Annotated in this window: 21 protein-coding genes; 12 read left to right on the top strand and 9 right to left on the bottom strand. The window is 65.5% G+C overall.

The window, feature by feature from the left end:
- The first annotated feature begins 134 nt into the window (after positions 1-134).
- On the top strand, positions 135-1,301 hold the full coding sequence (locus ACVISU_RS40540; protein ID WP_456710673.1) for an AI-2E family transporter: 1,167 nt from the start codon (positions 135-137) through the stop codon (positions 1,299-1,301).
- On the opposite strand, the gene ACVISU_RS40535 is transcribed toward ACVISU_RS40540, so the two are convergent.
- The 5 genes from ACVISU_RS40535 to ACVISU_RS40515 form a co-directional block, all read right to left on the bottom strand.
- On the bottom strand, positions 1,294-1,530 hold the full coding sequence (locus tag ACVISU_RS40535) for a hypothetical protein (RefSeq protein ID WP_050405665.1): 237 nt from the start codon (positions 1,528-1,530) through the stop codon (positions 1,294-1,296). The genes ACVISU_RS40540 and ACVISU_RS40535 overlap by 8 nt on opposite strands.
- A gap of 44 nt (positions 1,531-1,574) precedes the next feature.
- Positions 1,575-2,792, bottom strand: a complete 1,218-nt coding sequence (locus ACVISU_RS40530) for a GGDEF domain-containing protein (protein ID WP_050405655.1) — start codon at positions 2,790-2,792, stop codon at positions 1,575-1,577.
- Positions 2,793-3,030: 238 nt separating this feature from the next.
- Positions 3,031-3,507, bottom strand: coding sequence for a 30S ribosomal protein S9 (gene rpsI, locus ACVISU_RS40525; RefSeq protein ID WP_050405656.1), 477 nt, complete (start codon positions 3,505-3,507; stop codon positions 3,031-3,033).
- Entirely contained in the window at positions 3,507-3,971 is a 465-nt protein-coding gene (rplM, locus tag ACVISU_RS40520) for a 50S ribosomal protein L13 (protein ID WP_050405657.1), read from the bottom strand. The genes rpsI and rplM overlap by 1 nt, the downstream gene beginning before the upstream one ends.
- A gap of 152 nt (positions 3,972-4,123) precedes the next feature.
- Positions 4,124-4,552, bottom strand: coding sequence for a PaaI family thioesterase (locus ACVISU_RS40515; protein ID WP_050405658.1), 429 nt, complete (start codon positions 4,550-4,552; stop codon positions 4,124-4,126).
- Between the two features lie 69 nt (positions 4,553-4,621).
- Between ACVISU_RS40515 and ACVISU_RS40510 the strand changes: the two genes are divergently transcribed.
- The 8 genes from ACVISU_RS40510 to nadC all read left to right on the top strand — a co-directional run bounded on the left by ACVISU_RS40510 (position 4,622) and on the right by nadC (position 12,546).
- Positions 4,622-5,449 carry an enoyl-CoA hydratase gene (locus tag ACVISU_RS40510; RefSeq protein ID WP_050405659.1) on the top strand — a complete coding sequence of 276 codons (828 nt, stop codon included), beginning with the start codon at positions 4,622-4,624 and terminating at the stop codon, positions 5,447-5,449.
- A gap of 111 nt (positions 5,450-5,560) precedes the next feature.
- Entirely contained in the window at positions 5,561-6,145 is a 585-nt protein-coding gene (locus tag ACVISU_RS40505; RefSeq protein WP_050405660.1) for a CoA-binding protein, read from the top strand.
- 148 nt (positions 6,146-6,293) lie between these two features.
- On the top strand, positions 6,294-7,574 hold the full coding sequence (locus tag ACVISU_RS40500) for an O-acetylhomoserine aminocarboxypropyltransferase (protein ID WP_063695442.1): 1,281 nt from the start codon (positions 6,294-6,296) through the stop codon (positions 7,572-7,574).
- Positions 7,575-7,730: 156 nt separating this feature from the next.
- Positions 7,731-8,135, top strand: a complete 405-nt coding sequence (locus ACVISU_RS40495) for a hypothetical protein (RefSeq protein WP_456710672.1) — start codon at positions 7,731-7,733, stop codon at positions 8,133-8,135.
- 15 nt (positions 8,136-8,150) lie between these two features.
- Complete coding sequence (locus ACVISU_RS40490; RefSeq protein WP_456710671.1) at positions 8,151-9,110, top strand: NUDIX hydrolase; 960 nt, start codon at positions 8,151-8,153, stop codon at positions 9,108-9,110.
- Between the two features lie 54 nt (positions 9,111-9,164).
- Positions 9,165-10,151, top strand: a complete 987-nt coding sequence (gene nadA / locus ACVISU_RS40485; RefSeq protein ID WP_050400905.1) for a quinolinate synthase NadA — start codon at positions 9,165-9,167, stop codon at positions 10,149-10,151.
- On the top strand, positions 10,148-11,698 hold the full coding sequence (locus tag ACVISU_RS40480) for an L-aspartate oxidase (protein WP_456710670.1): 1,551 nt from the start codon (positions 10,148-10,150) through the stop codon (positions 11,696-11,698). Before nadA ends, ACVISU_RS40480 begins: the two co-directional genes overlap by 4 nt.
- Positions 11,695-12,546, top strand: coding sequence for a carboxylating nicotinate-nucleotide diphosphorylase (gene nadC / locus ACVISU_RS40475; protein ID WP_456710669.1), 852 nt, complete (start codon positions 11,695-11,697; stop codon positions 12,544-12,546). The genes ACVISU_RS40480 and nadC overlap by 4 nt, the downstream gene beginning before the upstream one ends.
- A 9-nt stretch (positions 12,547-12,555) precedes the next feature.
- Here the strand turns inward: nadC and ACVISU_RS40470 are convergent, their stop codons facing one another.
- Positions 12,556-13,641 (bottom strand): COX15/CtaA family protein, encoded by a 1,086-nt coding sequence (locus ACVISU_RS40470; protein WP_456710668.1) that lies wholly within the window; start codon positions 13,639-13,641, stop codon positions 12,556-12,558.
- Between the two features lie 97 nt (positions 13,642-13,738).
- Here ACVISU_RS40470 and ACVISU_RS40465 point away from each other — a divergent pair, with 97 nt between their 5' ends.
- Positions 13,739-13,948 carry a DUF2842 domain-containing protein gene (locus tag ACVISU_RS40465; protein WP_050400909.1) on the top strand — a complete coding sequence of 70 codons (210 nt, stop codon included), beginning with the start codon at positions 13,739-13,741 and terminating at the stop codon, positions 13,946-13,948.
- Here the strand turns inward: ACVISU_RS40465 and ACVISU_RS40460 are convergent.
- Entirely contained in the window at positions 13,945-15,009 is a 1,065-nt protein-coding gene (locus tag ACVISU_RS40460) for a polysaccharide deacetylase family protein (protein WP_456710998.1), read from the bottom strand. The genes ACVISU_RS40465 and ACVISU_RS40460 overlap by 4 nt on opposite strands.
- Before the next feature lie 145 nt (positions 15,010-15,154).
- Between ACVISU_RS40460 and ACVISU_RS40455 the strand changes: the two genes are divergently transcribed.
- Positions 15,155-16,348 carry a GNAT family N-acetyltransferase gene (locus tag ACVISU_RS40455; RefSeq protein WP_456710667.1) on the top strand — a complete coding sequence of 398 codons (1,194 nt, stop codon included), beginning with the start codon at positions 15,155-15,157 and terminating at the stop codon, positions 16,346-16,348.
- Positions 16,349-16,367: 19 nt separating this feature from the next.
- Here the strand turns inward: ACVISU_RS40455 and ACVISU_RS40450 are convergent, their stop codons facing one another.
- Positions 16,368-17,306 (bottom strand): LysR family transcriptional regulator, encoded by a 939-nt coding sequence (locus tag ACVISU_RS40450; RefSeq protein ID WP_456710666.1) that lies wholly within the window; start codon positions 17,304-17,306, stop codon positions 16,368-16,370.
- Positions 17,307-17,638: 332 nt separating this feature from the next.
- Between ACVISU_RS40450 and ACVISU_RS40445 the strand changes: the two genes are divergently transcribed.
- The gene (locus tag ACVISU_RS40445; RefSeq protein ID WP_456710665.1) at positions 17,639-18,976 is read left to right on the top strand and encodes an MFS transporter; all 1,338 of its coding nucleotides are present in this window, start codon (positions 17,639-17,641) and stop codon (positions 18,974-18,976) included.
- An 85-nt stretch (positions 18,977-19,061) separates the two neighbouring features.
- Here ACVISU_RS40445 and ACVISU_RS40440 read toward each other — a convergent pair whose 3' ends face one another.
- Positions 19,062-21,395 (bottom strand): GumC family protein, encoded by a 2,334-nt coding sequence (locus ACVISU_RS40440; protein WP_456710664.1) that lies wholly within the window; start codon positions 21,393-21,395, stop codon positions 19,062-19,064.
- Positions 21,396-21,514: the final 119 nt, after the last annotated feature.

Below are 21,514 nucleotides of genomic sequence, written 5' to 3'. Positions count from 1 at the left end.
TCCGGCCTGTCGCCCAACGGTCGCGCCAGGATCACAGCACCTCAGCGGTAAACCGGCACGGTCCCGGCGGCTTGATCCCGGCGGGATTTTCGCCAATGACTGCTCCGGACACCGTCGCGAAGGGGGAATCACCCGTGACAGACCCGGCTGACAATCGCCTGCAAGCCCGTAACGACATGGCGTGGGCGATCGCCGTCGGCGGCATCGGCATCGTGCTGTTCGCAGCCCTGCTGACCTTCGCTTGGCAGTTCGCCGCGACCCTGTTCCTGCTGTTCGCGGGCATGCTGCTCGGGGTCGCCCTCAATGCCATGACCACCCTGCTCGGCCGGCTGACCGGGCTGCCCCACGCGCTGCGGCTTGCGATCGTCTGCCTGGCGATGGCCGGGCTGCTATCCGGCATCGTGTTCCTCGGCGGCACCACCATCGCACAGCAGGCCACGGTGCTGAGCAACACGATCAAATCGCAACTCGGCAGCGTCAAGGAGTTCCTCGAGCAGCACGGTGTCGATACCAGCTATCTCGATTTCACCAACGCCGCCGGCGAGGCGAAAGCTGAAGGCACCGCCGTGACGACGACGACATCGACGCCCGCAACGTCGTCGCAGTCGCATGGCATCCCCGGCGCGGGCGCGCTGGCTTCCAGCGGCGGCGCCATCATCAGTCAGACGCTAAAGGTGCTGCTCGGCACCGTCAGCGTGGTCGGCAACTTCTTCATCGTGCTGTTCCTCGGTCTCGCCTTCGCAGCGCAGCCGAGCATCTACCGCGCCGGATTGCTGTTCATCGCGCCGGCCAAATACCGCGCGCAGGCGACCGTCATCGTCGACCGCATCGGCGAGACGCTGGAACGCTGGCTGATCGCGCAGATCATCACCATGACCGCGGTGTTCCTCGTGACCTGGATCGGCCTCGCCATCATCGGCATTCCGAGCTCGTTCATCCTCGGCATCCAGGCCGGCTTGCTCGCCTTCATCCCGACGGTCGGCGCGATCCTCGGCGGGCTGATCGTGGTGCTGGCTAGCCTTGCGACCGGGTGGATCGCGGCGCTGTCGGCCTTCATCCTGTTCCTCGGCGTTCACGCACTGGAAAGCTACGTGCTGACGCCGATCATCCAGCGCCAGGCGCTCGACATCCCGCCGGCCACGCTGTTCGCGTTCCAGATCCTGCTCGGCGTCGTGTTCGGCATCTGGGGGCTGGCGCTGGCGCTGCCGCTGATGGCGATCGCCAAGGTGATGATCGACCACTTCAAGGCGGAGGATCAGGCGCCGGGGCCTGCTCAGGGCAACGTACCGCAGCTCAGTTGAACAGCAGCACAGTACCGACGACCATCAGCATGACGCCGAGCAGCATCACGATCGGCCAGCGGGCCCTCGGCGGTTGGTATCGTCCCTGCGCGCGGCGTTCGGCGATCAGCGCGGTCTCGTATTCACCGGAGTCCGAGAACAGGCAGGCGAAGCCGCCGCGTGCCGAGGCCGCGTCGGCTTCGAGCGACATCAAGGCAGACTGCAGATTGCGGGTGCGGATCGACTCCATGGCCGAAAGCATGGGATCGAATGGTTAACCATTCGTTACTGCGCTCACGCCCGGGCGGGCGCCGGCTTTTGCCGTGCCGATGCCGGCAGGCCCGCGGTCTTGCGCCGCCAATTCTCCAGCGACAGCGGCAATTCCTCCGCCGCCTCGACGCGATTGCGGCCGCTGCGCTTGGCCTGGTAGAGCGCGGTGTCCGCCGAGGCCAACAGCACCTCAAGCTCGGTTCCAGCGGGTCCACCGGCCACGCCGATGCTGACCGTGGTGTCGACCGCGCCGTCCTCGCAGGTGATGTTGCTGTTCTCGAACGCCTCGCGCACGCGCTCGGCGACGAGCACGCCCTCCTCCAGCGAGCACGGCAGCAGCGCCGCGAATTCCTCGCCGCCGATCCGGCCCGACAGATCGCTGATCCTGAGACTGTTGACCACCACGGCGGAGAACAGTTTCAGGATCTCGTCGCCCGCCGGATGACCGAAGCGGTCGTTGATCGACTTGAAATGATCGATGTCGAAGATCATCACGGTGACCGGCCGGCCGGCAACGGCTTCCCGCTCGATGACCCGTGTGCAGGCCTCGGTGAAGCCGCGGCGGTTGAGCATGCCGCTCAAGGGATCGATCGAAGCGGCGGTCTTGTGCACGGCCACCGCGCGGTCCGACACCATCATGAAGATCACGAACACCGTGCCGATCGCATACAGCACGAGCTCGATCGAGAACAGCGTGACCCAGAAGCTGCTGACGAAGTTCTGGCCGTTCAGCCGCAGCAGGTCGCCAACCAGGATCGGCAGCATCAGGACGCAGCCATGTGCGACCGGGATCGCGATCGCAATCCAGCGACGTTGCATCGCGCGGCGGCGCTCGCTCCAGAGCTCGGAAGCGGTCAGCGCGGCATAGATCGCAACGATCCCGGCGCCGATCGTCAGACGCATCGCCGGATCCGCGATTGTCGTCACCGCACCGATCCACGCGATCGGGCCGAGCACGAGACCCGGCAGGTTGGCCTTGCGACCGTGGAAGATGCGCGCGGCATTCCAGACCATGCCGCAGGCGGCGAAGCCGATCGCATTGAGGCCCAGCAGAATCATCGGATCGAGCGTCGAGCTGCCGACCGTCCACAGCGCGACCGAGGCCGCGCCGAGCAGATAGGCGGTGCCCCACCACTTCAGCGCGGCAATGTTCTCCTGCCTGCCGAACAACCAGAGCATGGCGCCGAGCATGCCCGCGACCATGGTGGCGAACAGATAAAGCGTCGATGGATCGAACGACATAAGTCACCCCAGCCCGGTGATGCAACGTTCGCAGGCGCAATTAATACGGTGATGCAGCGCCAGTGCGAGATCGCAGGCTAGAAGGCCCGAGTTCCAATTTCGTTTGCACGCACACGCAAGTTTTCTTGAAAAACTGCGCTAATTCGCGTCGAAGCAGGCGTGGTTGGGCGCAAGCAAAAGGGCGCCTCGCGGCGCCCTCTGCAACGTGATGCACGCGGCAATTGCCGCGAATTTTAAATTAGCGCTTCGAGAACTGGAAGGACTTGCGGGCCTTGGCCTTGCCGTACTTCTTGCGCTCGACCGAACGCGAGTCGCGGGTCAGGAAGCCGCCCTTCTTGAGGACGCCGCGCAGCTCGGGCTCGAAGTTGGTCAGCGCCTTCGAGATGCCGTGTCTGACAGCTCCGGCCTGGCCGGAGAGACCGCCGCCGGCGACGGTGCAGATCACGTCGTACTGGCCGTTACGGGCGGCAGCGACCAGCGGCTGCTGGATCATCATGCGCAGCACCGGGCGGGCGAAGTAGATCTCGATGTCGCGGGTGTTGACCGAGATCTTGCCGGCGCCTGGCTTGATCCAGACGCGCGCGACCGCGTCCTTGCGCTTGCCGGTGGCGTAGGCGCGGTTGAACTTGTCGACCTTCTTGACGTACTTCGGCGCGTCGGGAGCCGCCGGCTTGACCTGCGAGAGCTGGTCGAGGGACTGCAACGTATCGGACATTATGCGGCCCTCGTGTTCTTGCGATTCAGGGAAGCGATATCGACCTTCTCGGGGCTCTGGGCCTCATGCGGATGCTCGGCACCCGGATAGACGCGCAGATTGCCCATCTGCATGCGGCCGAGCGGACCGCGCGGGATCATGCGCTCGATCGCCTTCTCGACGACGCGCTCGGGGAAGCGACCCTCGAGGATCTGCTTCGCGGTGCGCTCCTTGATGCCACCGATGAAGCCGGTGTGCTTGTAGTAGACCTTCTGGTCGCGCTTGCGACCGGTCAGCACCACATGCGCGGCGTTGACGATGATGACATTGTCGCCGCAGTCGACATGCGGGGTGTAGGTGGGCAGGTGTTTGCCGCGCAGGCGCATCGCGACGAGCGTGGCGAGACGACCGACGACCAGACCCTTGGCGTCGATCACGACCCACTTCTTCGTCACTTCGGCGGGCTTGGCCGAGAACGTGCTCATGTGTGAAATCCGTGAAAAGGAAATCGGCGCCGAATGCGCCGAACTGGCGGCTTTCTAGAGAAGCCGCAGGCGCGCGTCAACATCGACGCGCCATGATTATCTCAATAAAAACAGCGACTTGAAAATATGGTGCAATAATACCTCAAGAAAGACTATTGATTTGGAATGGAATAGGTCGCCGTAACATGGGCGATCGGGTCCGGAGAGGTGCCGGACAGCAGGTTCACCTCACCGACCGCAAGCCGCTTGCCGAGCTTGAGCAGCTTGGCGACGGCAAGGACGTCCTGGCCCGGCTGGCCCTTGCGCAGGAAATTGATGTTGAGGTTGGTGGTGACGGCAAGGCCGATCGGCCCGATCGCCGACAGCAGCACCACATACATCGCAAAATCCGCCAGCCCCATCAGGGTCGGCCCGGAGACCGTACCGCCGGGCCGCAGCATGCGCTCGCTGAAGCGCTGGCGAAGCAAGGCCGTCTCGCCGTCGGCGCTTTCGATCCGGATGTCGTCGTAGGCGAATGCCTGCGGAAATTCCTTACGCAGGAATTCCTCCAGATCAGCCACGCTCATTTTCGCAATCGCCATGCGGTCCTGCCCTCGCTTCAGCCTGCCTGTTACATTAAATTGTCACAGACACGATAGAGGAATTTCGTCATGTCCGCCCAGGCCGTCCGCGCGAAAGCGCCGCAACATCAGCCGATCCTGCTGCGCGAGACCATTGGCAGTATCGCGCTACTGACGCTCAATCGACCCGCGGCCCGCAACAGCCTCTCCGAGGGCCTGATCGGCGAGTTGCACGCTGCGCTGAACGATGTCGCCGGCGACAGGAGCGTCCGCGCCGTCGTGCTCGCCGCCAACGGCCCGGCATTCTGCGCCGGCCATGACCTCAAGGAGCTCACCGCGCGCCGCACCGACGCCGATCGCGGCCGCGCCTATTTCGCTGAGATCATGAACGCCTGCAGCGCGATGATGCAGGCGATCGTGCATCTGCCGAAGCCGATGGTCGCCTGTGTCCAGGGCATCGCCACCGCGGCCGGCTGCCAGCTCGTCGCAAGCTGCGACCTCGCCGTCGCCTCCGACGCTGCGGCGTTCGCGACGCCGGGTGTCGATATTGGGCTGTTCTGCTCGACGCCGATGGTGGCCCTGTCGCGCAACGTGCCGCGCAAGCAGGCGATGGAGATGCTGCTGACCGGTGAACCGGTCTCCGCGGCGACCGCACAGAGCATCGGCCTCATCAACCGCGTGGTATCCGCTGGCGCAGAACGCGACGCCGCGATCGCGCTGGCGCAAAAGGTCGCGCTGAAATCGGCCTACACCGTCAAGCTCGGCAAGGAGGCGTTCTATCGCCAGGCCGAGATGAGCCTTGCGGACGCCTATCGCTTCGCCGCCGAGGTGATGACCGAAAACATGATGGCGCGCGACGCCGAGGAAGGCATCGGCGCCTTCATCGAGAAGCGCGATCCGAAGTGGCAGGACAAGTGACGACGCAATTCTCGCATCGTCATTCCGGGGCGATGCGCAGCATTGAACCCGGAATCTCGAGGTTCCCGGTTCTCGCTTCGCGAGCCCCGGAATGACAAACCCGGAAGATCGATGAATCACGACGCCTACGACGACAACTACATCCGCAGCATCCTGAACAACGTGAAATCGATCGCGATGGTCGGTGCCTCGCCGGTCAATGTGCGGCCGAGCTATTTCGCGTTCAAATATCTGGCGCAACGCGGCTACGACATGATCCCGGTAAACCCTGGCCATGTCGGCAAGGCGCTGATGGGCAAGCCGTTCGTCGCATCGCTCGCGGATATCGATCGCCCGATCGACATGATCGACATCTTCCGCAATTCGAGCCACATTATGCCGGTCGTCGAGGAAGCGCTGAAATTGTCGCCGCTGCCGAAGGTGATCTGGATGCAGCTTGGCGCACGCGACGATGCCGCCGCCGAGAAGGCGGAGGCCGCGGGACTCAAGGTGGTGATGAACCGCTGCCCGAAAATCGAGTATGGCCGGCTGTCGTCGGAGATCTCCTGGATGGGCGTCAACTCGCGCACGCTGAGTTCCAAGCGCGCGCCGATTCCGACGCAGGGCATGCGGCTGTCGCTCAACCGCACCAGCTTTGGCGGCGGCCAGACTGCGGCATCCGACCGCGCGGCAAAGAACAAGACCGAGACGACCTGACATCGCGGCGGAATAATCGCTCCACTCGTCCGGTATGGCGCTGGATGCCCATTCCAAAAAATGCCGGCATAGCCATCTCGCTTGACGGCGAGCGCCGCCGCTATCAGCATGCCGCGCGTTTCGACCAGGCCACAACAGGACACAAAGAATGACCGATCGCCTTCCGGGATTTTCCACCCTCGCCGTGCACGCCGGCGCGCAGCCTGATCCCACCACCGGCGCGCGGGCGACGCCGATCTACCAGACCACGTCATTCGTCTTCAATGACGCCGACCATGCGGCTTCGCTGTTCGGCCTGCAGGCCTTCGGCAACATCTATACCCGGATCGGCAACCCGACCAACGCCGTGCTCGAGGAACGCGTCGCAGCGCTCGAGGGCGGCACCGCGGCGCTTGCGGTCGCCTCCGGCCACGCCGCGCAGCTCGTCGTGCTGCAGCAGCTGTTGAAACCCGGCGACGAAATCATCGCCGCCCGAAAACTCTACGGCGGATCGATCAACCAGTTCACCCACGCCTTCAAGGCGTTCGGCTGGAACGTGGCCTGGGCCGATCCTGACGAGATCGAAAGCTTCGAGCGCGCGGTGACGCCGCACACCAAGGCGATCTTCATCGAGTCGATCGCCAACCCCGCCGGCAGCATCACCGATATCGAGGCGATCGCCGCCGTCGCGCGCAAGGCCGGCGTGCCGCTGATCGTCGACAACACGCTGGCCTCGCCCTATCTGATCAAGCCGATCGACCATGGTGCCGACATCGTCGTGCACTCCCTGACCAAGTTCCTCGGCGGTCATGGCAATTCGCTCGGCGGCATCATCGTCGACGCCGGCACCTTCGACTGGTCGAAGGACAACAAATATCCGATGCTGAGCGAGCCGCGCCCCGAATATCACGGCATCCGGATTCAGGAGACCTTTGGCAATTTCGCCTTCGCGATCGCCTGCCGCGTGCTTGGCCTGCGCGACCTCGGCCCGGCGCTGTCGCCGTTCAACGCCTTCATGATCCTGACCGGCATCGAGACACTGCCGCTGCGCATGCAGAAGCACTGCGACAATGCCAAGGCGGTGGCGGAATTCCTCTCGACCCACCCGGCCGTGTCGGCGGTGAACTACGCCGGCCTGCCCGGCGACAAATACAACGCCCTGCAGCGCAAATACGCACCGAAAGGCGCCGGCGCGGTGTTCACCTTCAGTCTCAAGGGTGGCTATGACGCCGGCGTCAACCTGGTGTCGAACCTGAAGCTGTTTTCGCATCTGGCCAATGTCGGCGACACCCGCTCGCTGGTGATCCACCCGGCCTCCACCACCCACAGCCAGCTCGACGATGCCGCCAAGGTGAAGTCCGGCGCGGCGCCCGAGGTGGTGCGGCTCTCAATCGGCATCGAGGACAAGGAAGACCTGATCGCTGATCTCGACCAGGCCCTGCGCGCCTGATCCCGCCATTGTTCCGGAGCGGTGCCCCGCATCGCTCCGGCCAATTGCCCGAACGATGTGTCTCGCGTTAACGCTTAACTGCGACGGGTCTCTCGTTAACGCTCAATCCGGCATAAAGTGGCAGTGATAGGCTCCGGATGATTCGGGAGACCATGGATGCTGCGCTGGATATTGCCGCTCGGGATCGCGCTGTTTGCGACTTCGCCTGCTGACGCCGCCGACGGCCCGGTCGTCGCCAAGAGCACAACCGTCAAGGCCGCGCGCCAATTGCCGGCTGGCCTGCCGCGCCGGCACTATGCCTACCGCACCACCATCACAGGGCCGACCTATGTGCGGCGCGGACGTCAACTCGTGGTCGTCGAGCCCACGGTGATCCCGCTCAATTCAGAGCCGTACATCCCGTACGTGCCGGGTGAACCGCTGCTGCCGGGATCATCGTCGCTGCCCGGCTATTACGGCAACTGGCATTCCTACAACTATTTCGGCCCCTACTACGGCGGCGCCTATGTGACCTATTGGGACCGCCTGCCCTACGCCTGCGGCGTCTACGGCTACTGCTAAGGGCGGAACGATCGGGTGGCCAGATCGCCGCAGAAGAAAACCAGCGCACCGGTTTCGGGAAATGCCGTCACCGCCGACCTCGTCGCGGTGCTGGTCGCCGTCACCGACGGCACGCCCAAGATCATGACCATCGCCGGCGGTTCCGCGCTGCCGAGTGGCCCGTTCGAGTTCACCCACCGTTCGCTGCAGACCGCGCTGCGGGCCTGGGTCGAGGCGCAGACCGGCCACCCGCTCGGCTATGTCGAGCAGCTCTACACCTTTGCCGACCGCGGCCGATCCGGCGACGCCAAGGGCCCGCACAGCGTCTCGATCAGCTATCTCGGGCTGACCCGCGAGGACCGGGTCGGCGAAGATTTCCAGGCGCATTGGTCCGGCTGGTACGACTACTTCCCCTGGGAAGATCAGCGCGCCGGCGCGCCGGCTTTCATTGCGAGGTCGATCGCGCCGAAACTGAAGACATGGGCGAAAGCCGCGCCGTCACCGACCTTGCAGCGCGAGCGCTGGCAGCGCTGCGCGATCACCTTCGGGCTCGACGATCGCGGCTGGAATGAAGAACTGGTACTGCAGCGTTACGAGCTGCTCTGGGAGGCGTCGCTGATCCCGGAAGCCGGACGCGCGCATGACCGCGAGGCGCCGGCCGCGCCGGGCAAGCCGATGACGGCAGATCATCGCCGCATCCTCGCCACCGGGATCGCGCGACTGCGCGCCAAGATCAAATACCGTCCGGTGGTATTCGAATTGATGCCCGCCGAGTTCACCCTGCTGCAACTGCAACGCAGTGTTGAGGCGCTCGCAGGCCGGTTGGTCCACAAGCAGAACTTCCGCCGGCTGATCGAGCAGCAGGAACTCGTTGAAGAGACTGGCGCAATGGCCGCCGATACCGTCGGACGGCCGGCCAAGCTGTTCCGCTTCCGGCACGCCGTGCTGGCCGAACGGGCCGTCGCCGGCACCAAGCTTCCGCTCTCGCGCACTTGACACGCCTTATGCTCAGGATAAGTATAAGCCATCTTATGCTCAAGGAGAGTATAAATGGCTTCCCTCGATACCGCACTACTCGAGCGCACCGCCCCGCTCTATGAGCGCGTCAAGCGCGTCATCCCACCATTCGAATGGGCGACTTTCGCCGAGGATGTCGACGCGATCCTCGCGCTGAAGCGCCGCCGCAACGCGGTGGTGCTGGCGCATAACTACCAGACGCCGGAGATCTTCCACGGCGTCGCCGACATCGTCGGCGACAGTCTGTTGCTCGCGCGTGAAGCGACCAAGGTCGACGCTGATGTCATCGTGCTCGCGGGTGTGCACTTCATGGCCGAGACGGCGAAGCTGCTCAATCCGGCGAAGACTGTGCTGATCCCCGACCTGGAGGCCGGCTGCTCGCTGGCGGATTCCATCACGGCAGCCGACGTGCAGCTGATGCGTGCGCGCTATCCGGACGCGCCCGTCGTCGCCTATGTCAACACGTCGACTGCAGTGAAGGCGGAGTCCGACATCTGCTGCACCTCAGGCAACGCCCTCAAGGTGGTGGAGTCGCTCGACGCCGAGCGCGTCATCATGCTGCCGGATGAATATCTGGCGCAGAACATCGCCAAGCAGACGAGCAAGAAGATCATCGCCTGGAAGGGCCATTGCGAGGTGCACGAGCTGTTCACCGCCGATGACGTGCGCCAGCTGCGTGAGAATTACCCTGATGTCACCGTCTTGGCGCATCCGGAATGCCCGCCCGAGGTGGTCGCCGAAGCGGACTTTGCGGGTTCGACGGCCGCGATGCAGTCCTTCGTCGAGACCAAGCGTCCGCCGCGCGTCGTGCTGCTGACGGAATGTTCGATGAGCGACAACATCGCGGCCCGCAATCCCGATGTCGACTTCGTCCGGCCCTGCAATCTATGCCCGCACATGAAGCGGATCACGCTGAAGAACATCCGCCACGCGCTGGAGACCAATCAGCACGAGGTCACGATCGACCCTGAGATCGCCGATCGCGCGCGCAAGAGCGTCGAAAGGATGCTGGCAATATGAGTACCGATCTTTCCGATCTGAACGGCCGCCCGGTCATCATCGGCGGTGGCGCCGCGGGGCTGATGACCGCACTTCAGCTCGCGCCCGAGCCGGTCGTACTTCTGTCGAAGTCGCCGCTCGGCGCCGAAGCGTCCAGCATGTGGGCGCAGGGTGGTCTCGCCGCGCCGGTCGGCGCGGATGACACGCCAGACCTCCATCTCGCCGATACGCTTGCGGCCGGCGCCGGCCTCTGCGACGCGGCCGCGGCATCCCGGATCGTCCACGCCGCGCCTGCTGCCGTGGCGCATCTGGCCGAGCTCGGCGTCGCCTTCGACCGGCGCGCCGACGGCAGCTGGCGGCTCGGGCTCGAGGCAGCACACGGCCGCAACCGCATCGTGCACGCCACCGGTGATGGCACCGGCCGCGAGATCATGCGCGCGCTGATCGCGGCGGTCCGCCGGACGCCATCGATCACCCTGCTGGAAGGCGTCGAGGCACGCCGGCTGCTGGTCGAGGATAATGCGGTCAAGGGCGTACTTGCAGCCGGCGCCCGCGGCGCGCTGACGATCGCGACCAATCGGGTGGTGATAGCGACCGGCGGCATTGGCGGGCTGTTTTCGTACAGCACCAATCCGGGCGGATGCTTCGGCCAGGGCCTCGCGCTCGCGACACATGCCGGCGCAAGACTGTCGGACATCGAATTCGTCCAGTTTCATCCGACCGCCTTCGACGGGCCGTCGCGCCCAATGCCGCTGCTCACCGAGGCGATCCGCGGCGACGGCGCGACCCTGATCGACGAGACCGGGCAGCGCTTCATGGCCGATCAGCCCGGCGCCGAGCTTGCGCCGCGCGACATCGTCGCGCGCGCGGTCTGGCGCCACCGCGCCGCGGGACACCGCACTTTCCTCGATGCACGCCAGCATCCAGGCGCGGAGTTTGCGCAGCGCTATCCCGTGATCAGCGCGTTCTGCAAGATGGCCGGCATCGATCCCGCCCGTGATCCGATCCCGATCCGGCCCGCGGTCCATTACCACATGGGCGGCATCGCGGTTGACGGCCATGGCCGCAGCACGGTGCAAGGCCTGTGGGCCTGTGGCGAGGCCGCGCGCACCGGCTTGCACGGCGCCAACCGGCTCGCCAGCAACTCGCTGATGGAAGCGATCGTCTGCGCGCGCTGGGTTGCCGAGAGCATCGAAGGCGTCAGCGCAGGTCCACGCGCGATGCTGAGCGACGACGCCATGCCGCCCGCCTCCGATCCTTCTGCCGTGCGGCCTATCCTCACCCAGGGGCTGGGTGTGCTGCGCGACCGCGACGGCATCGCACGCGCGATCCGCGGCCTCCTTCCGCTCGCGCGCGGCCAGAGCGCGGCATCCGACGCAGCGCTGGTCGGATTGATGATCGCGGTCGCCGCAATCCGGCGTGAGGAGAGCCGCGGCGGTCATTTCCGCACCGATTTCCCGCACACGGCTCTATCGGCGAGCCCGTCTTCTCTCACCCGTGCCGAGGCGCTCGCCGCCGCGCACGACATCGTTGAATCCAACCTCTCAGCCAGGAGTGCCCACTCATGACCCTCAATCCCCTGTTGCCGCTGCTGTATGAGCCGATCGTGCAAACCGCGTTGCGTGAGGATCTCGGCCGGGCCGGCGATATCACGGCAGACGCCATCGTGCCGGCCAGTCAGCAGGCGCGCCTCGTGATGCGGGCACGGCAGCCCGGCGTGATCGCAGGCCTCGATGTGGCGCGCACCGCCTTCCAGACGGTGTCGCCGGCCATCACGCTACGCGCCGAGCGGCCCGACGGCAGCGCGGTCGAACCCGACCAGGTCATCGCGATCATCGACGGCCCGGCCCGCAGCCTGCTCACGGCGGAGCGCACCGCGCTCAACTTCCTCTGCCATCTGAGCGGCGTCGCGAGCGCGACCGCTACGCTGGTCAAGGCCGTCGCCGGCACGCGCGCGCAGATCGTCTGCACCCGCAAGACCACGCCAGGGCTGCGTGCGCTGGAGAAATACGCGGTCCGTGCCGGCGGCGGCGGCAATCACCGTTTCGGGCTCGACGACGCCGTGCTGATCAAGGACAACCACATCGCGCTCGCCGGCGGCATCCGCACCGCGGTCGAACGCGCCAAGGCCAATACCGGTCATCTCGTCAAGATCGAGGTCGAGGTCGACACGCTGTCGCAGCTCGAGGAGGCGCTGGCGCTCGGCGTCGATGCGGTCCTGCTCGACAACATGACGACGGAGCAGCTCAGCCAGGCGGTGGCGATGGCGCGCGGCAAGGCGATCACCGAAGCCTCCGGCCGTATCACCGCAGCGACCGCCGCGGCGATTGCCGCCACCGGCGTCGATCTGATCTCGGTCGGCTGGGTGACCCACAGCTCGGCTGCGCTCGATATCGGGCTCGACTATCTGCCCTGATGGATCAGATCAGAGGGACTGGCCGACCGGAACGAGCGTCGGCTGGTCCCGCTCGGTCCGGCGCGCCGCGAACCGCTCGGCCTGCAGAATCGCGAGCGTCAGCACGACGATCGCGACCGCCTGGTGCGTCAGCGCCAGATCGATCGGCACCTGATGCAACAGCGTCAGGATGCCGAGCGTCGCCTGTAGCGTGATCGCCGCGACCAGCCACCAGGCGCCCGCGATCACGGCACCTCCGGCGCGCGAGCGCACGACGTCGACCGCATGTGCCAACGCCAGCGCGAACAGCAGATAGGCCGTCATGCGGTGTTCGAACTGCACGGTCAGCGTGTTGTCGAACAGATTGCGCCACCACGGCGTCTCGAACCAGAGCCGATCAGCCGATGGAATCAAGCTGCCGTCGATGTCGGGCCAGGTGTTGTAAACCCTGCCCGCGCGCAGGCCCGCGACCAGCGCGCCGAAATAGAGCTGCACGAAGGTGAGCACGAGCAGCACCGCACTCGTGATCTTCAGCCTGAGCGGCGCGATCACGCTTGGGCGGTCCGTCAAGCGCCGCAGCGTCCACACGATCGCCGCGAAGATCAGGAGCGCCAGCACCAGATGGGTCGCGAGCCGATACTGCGACACCTCGACGCGTTCCGAGAGGCCGGACGCCACCATCCACCAGCCGACTCCACCCTGCAGCGCGCCGAGGCCGAAGATCGCCCACAGCCGCCGGCCGAGCTCGCCGCTCACTGCGCCGCGCCACAGGAAATAAAGGAACGGCAGCAGATAGGCGGCACCGATCACCCGGCCGAGCAGCCGGTGGCTCCACTCCCACCAGAAGATCGTCTTGAATTGCGCGAGCGTCATCCCGGCGTTGAGCTCACGGTATTGCGGGATGGTCTTGTAGCCCTCGAAGGCCTTGGTCCACTGCGCCTCGGTCAGCGGCGGCAGCGCGCCGGTCACCGGCTTCCATTCGACGATCGACAGGCCGGACTCGGTGAGCCGTGTGGCGCCGCCGACCAGCACCATCAGCGCGATCAGGGCAGCGACTGCGATCAGCCAGACCCTGACGGCGCGGAGCTGCGATGGTTGTGCGGAAATACCGGCCATTTCGCCCTGACTTGATTGGATTTTCGGGCCCCTTATAGTCCGCCGCGCCCGCGGCGCAAGCGCCGCCGAGATCACGAGTCATCCATACATATCCGCCATGGCCATACGCACCCGCAAACTGCTCGGAACCATCGCCCTGCTGATCCTGGTCGTGGTGTGGTCGCTGCTCGGCATGACGGTGGCCCAGACCCCGTGGCTCGCCAATTCGGGGCTGCTGCAGGCGATCTTCTACGTGGTCGCCGGCCTCGGCTGGGTGCTGCCGGCGATGCCGATCGTGTCCTGGATGTCGCGGCCGGATCGCGCCTAGACCGCGCCCTCGTCGCGCGCATGCCGCGTCGGCCGAACCGGTGCGAACATCACGCCCGAGAGCAGCACGCGCATCATCCGCAGTGAGCGGACGCGGCCGTCCCATGCGATGCGCGGCAGTGCATGGAGATTAGTGCGTCCCTGCGCCTCGACCACCCCTGATATGGTCGACACCGCGCTGGCGAAGCCGGCCTCCTCGGCCATTACTACATGCGGACGCCGAAACGCTTCGCGGTCCCCGAAGGGGAATGCGAAATGTCTGATCGGCCGCCGCAATGCGCTTTCGGCAACCGCCTTTCCCATCGCGATTTCGCGCTGCGCATCGGCATCCCTGAGACTCGACAGGACGGAATAGTTCACCGTGGCGCTGCCGAACGTCACGTGCGGATCGGCCGCGAGCTTCGCCAGATCCGTCCAGTCGAGCGAGTCACTGCGTGACAATTGCGCCGCATTGGCCGAATAGCGCCGGCCGAGATCGTTCACCGCATAGGACAGATCAGCCGGCGACAGCTTGCGCAGCCAGCCGGACAGGAAATCGAACAGCTCGTATTTGTCCGACAGGCTCGAGATCACGAAGTGTCGCTCCCGGCCGTCCATCACCAGGCTGATCCGGCTCTCGCGGGCGATGATGTCCTCGAGCACCAGCCACCACGCGACGCCTACGCCGTCTGGGAAGGCTGTCGGCAGATAGAGGGTGAAGGGGACGCCGTGTCTGGCGAGCACGGGATAGGCATGGGTGACGATATCTTTGCTGGCACCGTCGAAGCTGAGGCAGGCAAAGCGCCGGCGCTCGGGCAAGGTCACGGCGCGGCGGCAGGCCTCGTCGATCCCGACGATGTCGTACTGCCAGCGCTTCAGCGCGCGGATCGTGCGATCGAGAAATGCCGGCGTGATCTCCTGCGACTTCAGCGGACGAAACCGCACTCGCTGGGCTGGGCGGACGCGCTTGAAGCGCAGGATCGCCCCGGCCCCCCCGGCCTCGCGTTCCCGCAGACGGAAGGCACCGCTGAAATAGGCGAGCTCCATCCGGGCCCGCCGCAAAATTCCGTTGTCCGGCGCCAAAATCCCCGCCCCTGTGCGGCGGGTTCCCACACGCCGCCAAGCCCCCTGCCGAGCCATTCTTATTACTCTTTGTTGACATTTCCCTGCGAAGGTCGGCCCCAGTCGAGAACTGTAAATTAATACCTTAAAAAAGTTTGGTTCCGAGATGATCATGGCGGCGACAGTTGAAGGCCAGACGGCGGAGACGCGGCCATGGCCGAGCGCAATTCGCGTCGCCGGCGTCGACATCTTTCATGACCTCACCGCGGCCGAAGCGACCTGGCGCAGTCTCGAAACACCGCAACACAACTACACGCCCTATCAGCGCTTCGATTTCCTCGCCAACTGGCAACGCCAGGTCGGCGAGCGCGAAGGCCTGCGGCCCTTCATCGTCGTAGCTCATGACAGCGAACGCCGTCCGCTGCTGCTGTTGCCGCTCGCCGCCGAGCAGCGCCTGGGCGCGAACTGTGCGAGCTTCATGGGCGGCAAGCATGCGACCTTCAACATGGCGCTGTACGACAAGGATTTTGCCGCCAACGCAACCGAAACCGACATCACGGCGCTGACGAGCTCGATTGCCGAGCGGTCCCGCGTCGATGCGCTCATACTCTGCCAGCAGCCACTGCGCTGGAAGGACCAGCCCAATCCGCTGGCGTTGCTGCCCCACCAGGCTTCAGTGAACGACTGTCCGTTGCTGATGATCGAGCCCGGCGCCGCGCCCGCGGCACTGATCAGCAATTCGTTCCGCCGCCGCCTCAAGGGCAAGGAGCGCAAGCTGCAGGCGCTGCCCGGCTACCGCTATCATGTCGCAGCCGACAGCGCCGACGTCTGCCGCCTGCTCGACTGGTTCTTCCGCGTCAAGCCGCACCGCATGGCCGAGCAGAAACTGCCCAACGTGTTCGCCGAGCCCGGCGTCGAGCAGTTCATCCGCAGCGCCTGCCTGGCGCCGCGCGCCGACGGCAAGGGCTACGCGATCGAGATCCACGCGCTGGAGTGCGATGAGGAAGTGATCGCGATCTTCGCGGGCGTGTCCGACGGCCATCGCTTCTCGATGATGTTCAACACCTACACGATGTCGGCCAATTCCAAGTTCAGCCCCGGCCTGATCCTGATGCGCGACATCATCGATCGCCATGCCGGCCTGAACTACCGCGCCTTCGACCTCGGCATCGGCTCCGACGAGTACAAGCGGTTGTTCTGCAAGGACGACGAGGCGATCGTCGACAGCTTCATTCCGCTCACCCTGCGCGGCAAGCCGGCGGCGAGCGCGCTGTCGGCGCTCAGCCGTGCCAAGCGCGCCGTGAAGCACAATCCGGCGCTGTTCGAGATCGCGCAGAACCTGCGCAGCATGTTCCGCTGAAAACGCCTGCAAGCGACGTTTAGGCAGACGAGCCTTCCGATCCCTGCCGTCCGCTCGTAACACCGAGCCGCATCATCGCATCGAACACCAGCGTTGCGGCCGGCGACAGCGCGCGTCTGCGCAGCTTGATCAGCCCGTAACTCTCGAGCATCAACTGGTCGCGGATGCGCAGCATCTTGAAGCGCTGCGGATCGAGCAGATCGAAGATCAAGAGGGGCACCGGCACGATCGCATCGATCCCTGCCGCAATTCCGATCGATGCGGAGAAGGATTCGGTGTTGATCATGCGCTGGGGCGGCGCAATACCCCGGCTGTAAAACAGCCGCTCGAGCGCCTGGCGCATGAAGGATTCCCGCGGCTGGGAAATCCATTGCAGGTCGACCGTGTCTTCCAGATTGACGCTGTCGAGCGCGGCCAGCGGATGCTCGGCGCGGACCAGCAGGCCGGCCTGCTCGGCCCCGATCTCGTGATAGTCGAACTGTCCGGGATCGACGCCGGCGGGTATCCGCGCAACGATGAAATCCAGCTCCAGCGCGAGCAGCCGCGCGACCAGCGGCGGGCTGGTGCTGACATCGAGTGAAATGCTGACCCGGTGCAGCTTCTCGCCGAGATACTGCATCACATCGACGACGAGGTCGATGCTGGGCTTGGCGACCGTTCCGACCGATACGGTGCCGAGTTCGCCGGACCGGTAACCGGCGAATTCATCGGTGACCCGGTCAAGGTCGGCAAGGACACTCCTGCCGCCGCGGATCAAGATGGAGCCGTAGGCCGTGGGCTCGACGCCGCGCGCCGTGCGCTCGAACAACGGAACCCGCGCCACCGCCTCGATCTCGGCCAGCATCTTGGACGCCGCCGATTGAGTGATGTTGAGACGCTCGGCAGCCAACTGCAGCTTGCGCTCGCTGTCCAGCGCGACCAGCAGGCGCAACTGGCGCAATTTCAGATTATTGATCACGGCCTGTCACCATCCTGCCCGGCTGAAGCCCGTCCGATCCGATCGAGGCGGAACGAACCGAACGCCAGATTCTAGTCTCGGCGCGCTTTCTAAACGCGAACCGGTGTCCACTTCGCTGGGAAACACCGGGGTTCCCGCGGCCATACCGCGGTGCATCATGACGGTTTCGCCGTGGCTCCATTCCCAAATGCCATTAGTCACGCGGCCGCCGATTACACAACAATGAATGCAGCTTGCAAGGCGACTTGGAAGAGCGACGGACCGCTGCGGGTGTACAATGTACCGCCCCGGACAGCGCGGTGAGCGTGCTCCGAATCGAAAAACCAGAAGGGATGGGAACGATGAGCGACGATGTCGAGAAGCGCGCGATCGGAAAGATGATGCGGCGGCTGATTCCGTTCCTCATCCTGTGTTACTTCGTGGCCTATCTCGATCGCGTCAATGTCGGCTTCGCCAAGCTGCACATGAATGCGGCGCTCGGCATCAGCGAGGCTGCCTACGGGCTCGGCGCGGGCCTCTTCTTTGTCGGCTATTTCTTCTTCGAGGTGCCCTCCAACATCCTTCTGGAACGGTTCGGCGCGCGGCGCTGGATCGCACGCATCATGATCAGCTGGGGCATCGTCTCGGCGGCATTCGCCTTCATCCCGCAGATGTCCGCGGCGAGCGGCCTCTCGAGCGAATGGATCTTCTACTTCCTTCGCCTGCTGCTCGGCGCCTGCGAGGCCGGCTTCTTCCCCGGAATCATCTTCTACCTGACGCTCTGGTTCCCGACGATCTATCGGGCCCGCGTGATCAGCCTGTTCATGCTCGCGATCCCGATCTCCAGCATCATCGGGGCGCCGATCTCGGGCCTGCTGCTCAACCTGTCGGGAGCCGGCCTGACCGGGTGGCAGTGGCTGTTCATCTGCGAAGCGCTGCCGTCGGTGCTGGTCGGCTTCGCCGTCCTGGCGATGTTGCCGGACTTCCCGCGTCAGGCGAGCTGGCTGCAGCCCGACGAGATCAAATGGGTGCAGAACACCCTTGAGATCGAGCGGCAGAAGAAGGAAGCCGTGGAGCACATCTCGGTGCTGCAATCGCTCACCGATTCGCGGGTGCTCGCCTGCGCGCTGGTGTACTTCTGCCTCAATGCGGCGAGCTATGGCGTCGCGTTCTTCCTGCCGACCATCATCAAGGCGTTTGGCGTCACCGACACCCAGACCGGCTTCATCGCCGCCCTGCCCTTCGTGTTCGGCGCGGTCGGCATGGTGCTGCTCGGCCGTCATTCCGACAAGACCGGCGAGCGGCGCTACCATGTTGCCGGGGCCTTGACGCTGGCCGCCGTCGGCATCGGACTGGCTGGCCTGGTCTCTAGTCCCGTACTGATCGTCGGCCTGCTCTGCCTCGCGCAGATCGGCGTGTCGGCGGTGCCGCCGATGTTCTGGCCGATGCCGGCCAGCATCCTGAACGGCGCCTCGGCCGCGGCGGGCATTGCCGCGATCAACTCGCTCGGCAATCTGTCGGGCTTCGCGGGCCCGTTCGCGATGGGCTACCTGAAGGACCTGACCGGCGGATTCACCGCGGGCCTGCTGCTGCTCGCGGTCGTCGGTCTGATCGGCGCGCTCGTCACGATCAGGCTGCGGATTGATCCAGTGCTGGAGCGCGCCGCGCGCGAGCCCGTGCTCGCGCACTGAAGCGTTACCGGCAAACGCAAAGCGGCTTTTCAAACGGAAGGCGCGGTGACGATCAACCTGATCTCATCGCGCTTCGGCGGCCTGTTCAGGCCGCCACCACGCGCGGCCCCGTCGCGACCGTTTCCGACGGCGCGCAGGGCTTGCTCAGCATCGTCACCTCGGAGAAGCCGACGGCCCTGAGCTGATCGACCATCGAGCGGCGGGCATCCTGTGCCATGCTGGCGTCGGGCACGACGACCGCTTGCGCCTTCGCGGTCAGCAGCTCGGCCGGCAGGTCGACGGCCGAGCCGGCGTCGAGCAACACATGGTCGTAGACCCGGAGCAGCGCATCGATCGCGAGCGCCAATCGGGGCGACTGCAGATGCGAACGATCGAAGCCCGGCCGACCGGCGCAGACGATCTGAACCCGCGATTGCCTATCCTTGGTGATGATCTGCGCGAACGGCGCCTCGCCTTGCATCAGTTCGGCAAGGCCGGGCGCGCCGGGATCGACCGTGGCCGCCGTCAGCGCAGGCGAGGAACCGACGAGATCGACAACCACGACCTTGGCCTGGCGCGCCATCAGACGGGCCAGCGTCAACGCCGTCGCCGTCACGCTCTCCCCGGCAGCCGGACCGAGGACCGTGACCTTGTGGGCGGCGGGACCGGCCGCGACGAGACGCTCGGCAAGTTGATCGATCTCGTCGACCGCATGGGCCGGCGCAGGCTGCGGCTCGCTGATGACGGGCTCGTAGGCGGTTCCGGACGCCGGCGGCAGTTCGGGCTCCGGCGGCGTCCTCGACGCAACTGGCGCCGCGCCTGCGGGCTCTGGCGCCAGCATCGGTGCCGGCTCGTCTTCGGCCACGGCCTCCATGACCGGTTCGCGGCGCCGGATCACTGCGGCGGCCGGCGCGAAGGCACGGCCCACCGCGCCGGGCGCGGAGATGCGCAGCAGCTCGCCGGTGATGATGATCCCGGACGACAGCAACAGCGTCGCCAGTGTCGCGATCAGCACGATCGGCAACTTCTTCGGATAGGCCGGCGTGTTCGAGACCGTGGCGCGCGAGATGATGCGGCCGTCGGTCGGCGCCGCCTCGATGTTCTCGCGTGCCGTCGCCTCGCGATACTTCGCAAGATAGGCTTCCAGCAGATCGCGCTGTGCCTTGGCTTCACGCTCGAGCCCGCGCAGCTGCACGTCCTGGCTGTTGCTCGACGAGGCCTGCTTCTTCGACTGGTCGAGGCTTGCCTGCAGCGCCTGGACGCGGCCTTCGGCGACGCGGGCATCGTTGTCGAGCGAGCGCGATATCTTGCCGGCCTCCTCGCGCAGTTGGCGGTCGAGGTCAGCGATCTGCGCCTTCAATTCCTTGATGCGCGGATGGTTGTCGAGCAGCGTCGAGGACTGCTCGGCGAGCTGCGCGCGCAGCGTGCCCCGCTGCTCGGCGAGCCGCCGGATCAGCTCGGAATTGAGCACTTCGGAAGCCTCGATCGGCTTGCCGCCCTGAAGCATCTCGCGGATCAGCCGCGCTTTGGTCTCGGCATCCGCCTTCAGCGCGCGGGCATTGTTGAGCTGCGTGTTCAGCTCGCCCATCTGCTGGTTCGACAGCGGGATGTTGTTGGTGCCGACGAACAGGCTCGACTTGGAGCGAAATTCCTCGACCCGCGAATCCGCATCCGCGACCTTGCTGCGCAGCTTGTCGATCTCGCCCAGCAGCCAGGTGCTGGCGGACTTGGCTTGGTCCTGCCGCGCGGCCTGCTGCAACACCAGATAACCGTCGGCAATCGAGTTGGCGACGCGCTCCGCAAGCTCGGGATCCTCCGACTGGAATTCGATCACCATGACGCGCGACTTGTCGACCGCATAGGCCTGAAAGCGCTCGTAATAGGAATCCAGCACCCGCTCTTCCGGCGTCAGGCTGAACGGATCGCGGCCGATGCCGAACAGCGCCAGCAGCGACTTCAGCGGGGAGAAGCCCCGCAGCACCGGATCGAACTCCGGACGCTCGGCGAGCTTGTTCTTCTTGATGATGTCGCGGGCGAGATCGCGCGACAGCAGCAGCTGGACCTGGCTCGTCACGGCTTCGGCGTCGAGCGAGGTGCGCTCCAGGTCGCGCTCGCCGTTCGGACGCAGGAAAGCGTTCTCGCGATTGTCGATCAGGATGCGCGCTTCCGACTTGTAGCGCGGCGTCACGACGTTGACGGCGGCAAGCGACACCGCGAACACGAGCACGGTCGGCACGACGATCCAGCTTCGCTTGCGCGCGAGCGCGCGTCCGAGCACATGCAGATCGAGATCCGTCGCCTCCGGACCCGCCGGCTCGTCCTGGGCTGATATCGGCGAAACGGGCTTCGCGACGGCTTCGTCGGCAACGGGCGCGGACTTCGGCAACGCCCGTTCCACCGCGGCCTTTTCCTTGCCTCTACGCCAGAATGCAAAACGCATAACGAACTCCCGCGGACACCGCGATTCCATCTCAATGGCGGCGATTACAGTCCATTAAGGTTGCTGCTGGGTTAATCGGCACGGTTGACGGATGCGCCGGCCACCACCGCTCCATCATC

It is taken from the genome of Bradyrhizobium sp. USDA 4452, from assembly GCF_054063575.1.
This window is presented reverse-complemented; position numbering and strand designations above follow the sequence as displayed.